The organism is Pseudogracilibacillus amylolyticus (SeqCode), from assembly GCF_051918545.1.
Classification (GTDB): Bacteria; Bacillota; Bacilli; order Bacillales; family Amphibacillaceae; genus Pseudogracilibacillus.
On record NZ_JBPPZG010000212.1, the window covers coordinates 1 to 6,442 of the forward strand.

Annotated in this window: 6 protein-coding genes and 1 riboswitch; of the genes, 5 read left to right on the forward strand and 1 reads right to left on the reverse strand. The window is 37.5% G+C overall.

What is annotated here, in order from left to right; all coding sequences use genetic code 11:
• The 3 genes from ACPYKA_RS17455 to ACPYKA_RS17465 all read left to right on the forward strand — a co-directional run.
• Positions 1-813 (forward strand): sugar kinase (locus ACPYKA_RS17455; RefSeq protein WP_479543487.1); only part of this gene is annotated, 813 nt, incomplete at its 5' end.
• Between the two features lie 16 nt (positions 814-829).
• The gene (locus ACPYKA_RS17460) at positions 830-1,540 is read left to right on the forward strand and encodes a GntR family transcriptional regulator (protein ID WP_047186682.1); all 711 of its coding nucleotides are present in this window, start codon (positions 830-832) and stop codon (positions 1,538-1,540) included.
• A gap of 210 nt (positions 1,541-1,750) precedes the next feature.
• A complete protein-coding gene (locus ACPYKA_RS17465) occupies positions 1,751-3,079 on the forward strand; it encodes a GntT/GntP/DsdX family permease (protein WP_047186683.1) in 1,329 nt (442 codons plus the stop codon).
• Between the two features lie 39 nt (positions 3,080-3,118).
• Here the strand turns inward: ACPYKA_RS17465 and ACPYKA_RS17470 are convergent, their stop codons facing one another.
• Positions 3,119-4,240, reverse strand: a complete 1,122-nt coding sequence (locus tag ACPYKA_RS17470; protein ID WP_479543488.1) for a 5-methyltetrahydropteroyltriglutamate--homocysteine S-methyltransferase — start codon at positions 4,238-4,240, stop codon at positions 3,119-3,121.
• Positions 4,241-4,435: 195 nt separating this feature from the next.
• Positions 4,436-4,535: riboswitch (SAM riboswitch) on the reverse strand.
• Between the two features lie 265 nt (positions 4,536-4,800).
• Between ACPYKA_RS17470 and ACPYKA_RS17475 the strand changes: the two genes are divergently transcribed.
• Complete coding sequence (locus ACPYKA_RS17475; protein WP_204797978.1) at positions 4,801-5,853, forward strand: 2,3-butanediol dehydrogenase; 1,053 nt, start codon at positions 4,801-4,803, stop codon at positions 5,851-5,853.
• A 203-nt stretch (positions 5,854-6,056) separates the two neighbouring features.
• On the forward strand, positions 6,057-6,422 hold the full coding sequence (locus ACPYKA_RS17480) for a response regulator (protein ID WP_204797979.1): 366 nt from the start codon (positions 6,057-6,059) through the stop codon (positions 6,420-6,422).
• The last annotated feature ends 20 nt before the right edge of the window (positions 6,423-6,442 follow it).

Consider the following 6,442-nt stretch of genomic DNA (forward strand, 5'->3'; position numbering starts at 1 on the left):
TCCTTCCTAAATCGCTTAGGTATTGGGAGAAACTTCATTTCCAGAGGCGGAAAATATGTTGGTATGTATTTTCTTGAAAATGGCTTTGGACAGCGTTCGAGTCGCGTTACGTATACAAATCGTTTAGAGAGCACCTTTAACACTGCAGATATTTCGGATTATGATTTGGATTCGATCGCCGAAAACGCAGATGTTATACACTTTTGTGGTATTTCACTTGCTATGACAGATAATGTCCGTGAGAGCATGAAGATTCTAGCCCAAAAGGTAAAAGAAAAAGGTGGGCTCGTTTGCTTCGACTGTAATTACCGTCCTCCCTTATGGGACGGAGGCTATGCAGAAGCTAAACCCCATTATGAGGATATGCTTTCATTAGCTGACATAGTCATGATGAATGAAAAAGATGCGATTTATATTTTAGGAATGGAAACGGAGAAAGAATCAAGAGGGGATCAGCTTCAGGACCTAATTCCTAAAGTAGCAGAAAAGTACAACATTCAAACAATTGCAGGAACACATCGTGGAGTTAACAAGGACAACAGCCATACTTTGCTAGGTTACATGTATAAAGATGGGACATTTGTATTTTCAGAGAACATTACCTTTTCTGTATATGATAGAATTGGAGCCGGAGATGCTTATACTAGTGGAATTTTACATGGTGAATTATCCGGCTTTCCACCTGAAAAAACAGTTCAGTTTGCAGCATCTGCAGGTATGTTGGCATGTACCATTGTTGGGGATACCCCAATGTCAACGGAAGCGGAAATTCTGTCAGCTATGTCGGGAACGATTGAAGATATAAAGAGATAAAGGTAGGAGATAGGGAATGAATGTTAATAGAAAAAAAGGGCCGTTGTATTTACAAATTAAGGATATTTTGAAGGATCGTATATTACATGGTGTTTACGCGATTAACAAGAACATTCCCTCCGAACCTCAATTGGAAAAAGAATTTAATGTGAGTAAAATTACTGTAAGAAATGCCATTAAAGAACTTGTACAAGAAGGCTATCTTGAGAAAAAAAGTGGTAAAGGGACAAAAGTGATTGCAAATGTTTCTATTGCAAAACTTTCGAAAGGGAAGCGTTTCACGGAAATTTTAGTGGAAGAAGGACACAACATTACAAAAAAAATTGTAAACATAAAGAGGACTAAATTATCTCCGGAAACGCAACTCTATTCTTTGTTTGGGGAACAATGCCTTCAAGTGGACCGGATTTACCTATTGGATTATGAACCTTATATTTACTTCACGCATTATATTTTACTTGACATCACAGAAGAAGAGTTAAAGGATATTCAGATCAATTCTTTATATCGTTTTTTAGAGGAAAATCATATTCGTCTAGAATCATTTCGGGATGAGTTCACTGTTTCAACGGCACCTAAACATATTAGTGAAACGTTAAAACTAGAACCCAATACAGTTATATTAAAAAGAATTCGACAATCCAGTGATGAAGAGGGAAATGTATTGGAATATAGTGAAGGATACTATAATACAACCAAACAAAACTACATCGTTACCTATAAATAAGCAAAAAGTGCGTGTTCAAAAAGAAGGGAAAAGGATTGAGTCTGCTAAAATAGCAACGTCCTGGGACTGGGATTACTCTTCCCACCGTAAAGAAGTATTTCAACGGCGATACCAGTACTGAAATGTCCTTTTTACCGGACTTTTTGAACGGCCCCATAAGGGATATTTATTGATCATAGTGTAAACGGTTTCTAGGAGAGGGGAAATCATATGAATCTATATTTACTAGGGATTACAATAATCTCTATTATTATTGTTATTTTAGGAGTGTCATGGTGGAAATGGCATGCATTCATAAGTTTAACAGTAGCCAGCTTGTTTTTGGCTGTGTTTTCTGGACTACAAATGGACGAGATTGTCGGCGCTTACGAAACGGGTGTTGGTGATGTACTTGGGCATCTCATTGGGATATTAGCATTGGGAACCATTTTAGGAAAGATGATGTCCGATTCAGGCGCAGGAATGCAGGTAGCGGATTTCTTTGTTAGAAAGTTTGGTGCAAAGAAGCTTCCATGGGCCATGCTACTGTCAGGCTTTATCATTGGGATTCCCGTATTCTTTGAAGTTGGGCTGGTTATCTTACTTCCTTTAGTAATTTCTATCCGCAAAACAACAAAGCAAAACATTTTGTTAATAGGAATTCCAGTTCTGGCTGGTTTATCGATTGTTCATGGACTAGTACCACCTCATCCAGGTGCGATGACAGCAATTGGAATTTATGATGCCGATATGGGACGTGTTCTTCTTTACTCCTTACTCATTGCTTTTCCAACAGCTGTAATTGGGGGACCTATATTTTCGAAATGGATCCATAAACGGGTGATTCCTGTTAATGAACCAGAATTAATCCGGGTGGAAACAAAAACAGCAAACGAATTACCAAGCACTGGTATTTCATTCTTTATTATTTTATTGCCTGTTATATTAATGGCTTTAACCGTCTTCGCACCATATCTTCCATTATCAGAGTTTGTTGAAAAGCTCTTCTTGTTTATCGGAAGTCCTGTTATTGCTTTATTAATATCGTGTTTCGCAGCTTATTACTTCTTAGGTTACCGTCAAGGAATGGATAGAACGTTAATTAAAAAATTAACAGAAGAATGCATGTTGCCATTGGCTTCGATAATCCTTATAATCGGCGCTGGCGGTGGATTTAAGCAAATTCTAATTGACAGCGGTGTCGGTACTGCGATCGCCACGATGTCTGAACAGATTTCCTTATCACCTATCGTCCTTGCTTTCCTAGTTGCGGGCTTAATCCGAATTGCGACTGGTTCAGCAACCGTTGCATTGACAACAGCAGCTGGAATAGTATCCCCAGTTGTGGCACATATGTCAGGTGTGAATTTAGAATTGCTTGTTATTGCAACGGGAGCGGGCTCTTTAATGTTCTCACATGTAAATGATGCAGGCTTCTGGCTAGTAAAAGAGTACATGGGGTTAACTGTAAAAGAAACGTTTAAAACTTGGACAGTGATGGAAACTATCCTTTCATTTGTTGCCTTTGGACTAGTACTAGTTTTAGATATTTTTGTTTAAACTACAATTAAACTATTTTTATAGTTTTTATGTACAAGTCTATTCTCCCCAAACCTCTTTAGCAATTTGAACAACATGGCGTAGTTTATTCCATTGTTCTTCTTCTGTTAGGGTGTTTCCTTCTTCCGTAGAGGCAAAACCACATTGTGGGCTCAAACAAAGTTGATTAATATCTACATATTTCGTTGCTTCTTCTATTCTACTTTTGATTTCATTTTCATCTTCGAGTTCAGGAGTCTTAGATGTGATTAGCCCTAATACAACATGTTGATCTTTAATGAATCGTAATGGTGAAAAATCTCCAGATCGCTCACTATCATACTCTAAGAAAAAGGCATCTACATTAACACGGGAAAATAATTCTTTTGCTATTGGTTCATACCCGCCTTGATATAACCAAGAGGATTTAAAATTCCCACGACAAATATGAATAGTAATTGCCATATCTTCCGGTTTGTTTGCTAGAGCCTCAACGGTAATATCGGCAAATTTCTTCACCAGTTCATCTGGATCGAATCCTTGTGCTTTTATCTTATCTCGGAAAGCATCACTGAATAGTGCACCCCAGCTTGTATCATCTAATTGTAAATAGCGACATCCCACTTCATAAAAAGCCTGAATGGCATCTTGATATACGTTAACAATATCTTTAGCCGCATCATCGAGTGAAGGATAGGAAGGGTTACTTAAATAAGGCTCACTTCCAACTACACCTGAATAGAAAATCATATTAGGCCCGGGGATTGTAATTTTGGCAACATGGTCACCGGCTATCCTTTTCAAATACGCGAAATCCTCTAAAAATGGATGGCTTTTCGGGAATTTTAATTTCGAATCAACGGTATATGCTTCTGCTTTTTTCATCACTCCATTAAATGCGCCTTGTATGTCTATTTCATAAACACGAATCCCTTCAATGGCTCTTATGAAATCTAAGTGCCACCATCTTCTCCTAAACTCGCCATCCGTAACTGTCGTCAGACCTATTTCCTTTTGCTTTTCAACAATTTTAGCAATCTCCATATCTTCTATGGAACGTAATTCTTCCTTCGTTATTTGGCCTTCCTGATATTGTGCCCTTGCATCTTTAAGTGCTTGTGGACGCAAAAAGCTTCCTACATGGTCTGCTTTAAATGGCGCTTTAATAGTGGAATTAATCAATTTGTACAACCCCTCTAAAATGAATTTATTCTGTTTGTTTTGCTTTTTAGGGTATTAGAAAACTTGGCATCCGCCAAGCCTTTGGGCGGATGGCTTAGTTGCACTTATGCAGACGGGAAAGATTTTATACTTTCCTACCTGCCAAAAAAATCCCCTCTTAAATAAAGAAGAGATTCGTATCAGAGATAATTACTCTTCTTATCTTCAAGCCTCACGCTACTGGAATTAGCACAGTACAAAAATGTCTGTTGCTGAGATATCTTAGGGCCAGTCCCTCCATCTCTCTAAATAAGAAAATTATAAATTCAGTTATTATTATTATTAAATTACCTGTATATTCATTGAATGTCAATGGTCGGGGGGCGATTAAGTTTCTTTAATGGTCAAGAAAGTATGTCTTAAAAAAAGAGAGTAGTATAATAGACTCATAGACAGAGTGGAATATACCAATTATCCTAGATTGTTGGGTAAATAGAACTATAAGAGAATTACGTATCCAAGAGATGTGAAACTCTGGCTTTTGTAAATGAATCTAATTAAACAGCAGGAGAGTGAGTCTGATGAAAGCAGCAAGAATTTATGCTGAAAAAGACGTGCGAGTGGAAGATGTAGAGATTAAAGAAGTAGGCACAAAGGATGTTAAAGTAGAAGTTGCTTGGACAGGTATTTGCGGTTCTGATTTGCATGCATATTCACATTTCATTGGCATTCCTACAGAAGAACATCCATTAACCAAAAGACAAGCTCCACTTACATTGGGCCATGAATTTAGTGGGACAGTTACGGAGGTTGGAAGTGACGTAACATCTTTAAGCGTAGGCGATCGAGTTTGTATTGAACCGAATATTCGTTGCGGGGAATGTAAAGAATGTCGTGAAGGTAACTATCATCTATGCAGAAATAGTAATGCGGCATTTATTGGCCTTGCGGATGATGGCGGGTTTGCGGAATACTGTGTGCTAGATGAACAATACTGCCATCGTATTCCAGACAATATGACTTTGGAGCAAGCGGCACTTGTAGAGCCGACAGCAGTAACGCATAGAGCTGTAGATTTAGCAGGAGTAAAACCTGGCGATAATGTTTTGGTTACTGGTGCAGGCCCAATTGGTTTATTGACGGTTTTAAATGCGCGTGCAGCTGGGGCAAATAAAATTTTTGTTAGTGATGTTTCCAAAGAACGTTTAGAACTAGCTGCTTCCTTTGAATTCGTAAAAACATTAAATCCTGTAGAAGATGATGTCATTGGAGAAATTATGAATGCCACAAATGGAAATGGTGTAGATGTGGCGCTCGAATGTGCAGGTGTTCAACCAACCTTTGATACATGTCTAGATGCCATAAAACGGACAGGAACGGTTTGTGTAGTAGCTATTTTTGCTCAAAATCCAGAAATTAATGCCTTTGCATCCACTGTGAAGGAAGCAAACATTAAATTTTCTTTAGGGTATTCCAATATTTATGATCGCGTAATTCATTTAATTGCAAGTGGACAAGTTCCAGCAGAAAAAGTTGTTACAAATAAAATTAAATTAGATCATATTGTCGAAGAAGGATTCGAACTATTACTTAATGATAAGAGCCAGTCTAAAATTCTTGTTAGCTCAAAATAAGAATTATCTAGTCCTATCAATCATAAGCTCGCAGAAAAGTCTGCGGGCTTTTTTCTTTTGAATTGATAAATTTTTTAATTTACTAGGGTAATTTGTAAAATTTGGCAGGAAAATACCACGTAAATATAGAAATGGATGTACTGGGAGAAAAAAATGTGGGTTTATGAAAGTTTTTGTTGATTTTGATATGAGGGGGGATTTTATTGGGCAAGAATAAAATTCTAGTAGTGGATGATCAAATGGGGATTAGATTACTACTTAAAGAAATTTTGAAAAATGAAGGATACGAGATAGAGGAAGCGACCACTGGTAAGGAAGCGATAGACCAAATTAGTGTTAACAGTTTCGATCTAATGATTTTAGATTATAAATTACCAATCATGGATGGCACGGAAGTATTAGAAAAACTAGAGAAAGATAATGTGGAAATTCCTGCCATAGTGATGAGTGGACTCGTGGAAAATATCGCATCAGAGGCGATGAAATCTAAGCTTGTTAAATCAGTTATTGCAAAGCCTTTCAACATAAATGAGTTTGTAGAAAAGGTTCATGCCATTGTTAGGAATTAAAGAAAAATGAAGTAATCGGT

Bases quoted from the DNA above. Each gene is read 5' to 3' on its own strand.
- ACPYKA_RS17465 (WP_047186683.1), top strand. From the start codon at position 1,751: ATGAATCTATATTTACTAGGGATTACAATAATCTCTATTATTATTGTT.
- ACPYKA_RS17475 (WP_204797978.1), top strand. From the start codon at position 4,801: ATGAAAGCAGCAAGAATTTATGCTGAAAAAGACGTGCGAGTGGAAGAT.
- ACPYKA_RS17460 (WP_047186682.1), top strand. From the start codon at position 830: ATGAATGTTAATAGAAAAAAAGGGCCGTTGTATTTACAAATTAAGGAT.